The 512-nt window shown below is 45.9% G+C and carries 1 protein-coding gene; it reads left to right on the top strand.

The features are described 5' to 3' along the window. Positions 1–512 (top strand): bis(5'-nucleosyl)-tetraphosphatase (symmetrical) ApaH (gene apaH, locus R7E78_RS30715; protein WP_318059219.1); only part of this gene is annotated, 512 nt, incomplete at both ends.

Raw genomic sequence — 512 nt, 5'->3', positions numbered from 1 at the left:
GCTTCGTAAAGTCACTCGGTGACAGCGCAAAAGTCGTACTCGGCAATCATGACTTACATTTACTGGCTGTATCTTACGGCCTGAAAAAGCGAAAAGACAAAGATAAAACGACCCCTATTTTCCTCGCTAAAGACCGCGAAGAACTGCTCTCTTGGCTAGCTAAACAACCTCTTCTGGCAGAGCACGACGAGTTTGTGATGTGTCATGCGGGTATCTCACCGCAATGGGATTTAGAAACAGCCAGACAATGCGCTCGCGAAGTAGAACATATTATCCAAGGCGAAGAGTTGCCGTGGTTGCTAAAAAACATGTACAGCAACTTACCAGATCTTTGGGATGACTCACTGGAAGGTCTGGATCGCTATCGCTATATCATCAATGCCTTTACAAGAATGCGTTTCTGCTTTTCTGATGGTCGTTTAGATATGGACTGCAAACTACCTCCGCAAGAAGTCACAGGTGACCAATTGGTACCTTGGTTTGAACTGCCGCACCGCATACCGTTAGAAAAA

Source organism: Vibrio sp. YT-19(2023) (assembly GCF_033337395.1).
The sequence above is the reverse complement of the archived record's forward strand: the minus strand, read 5'-3'. Positions and strand labels throughout refer to the sequence as shown.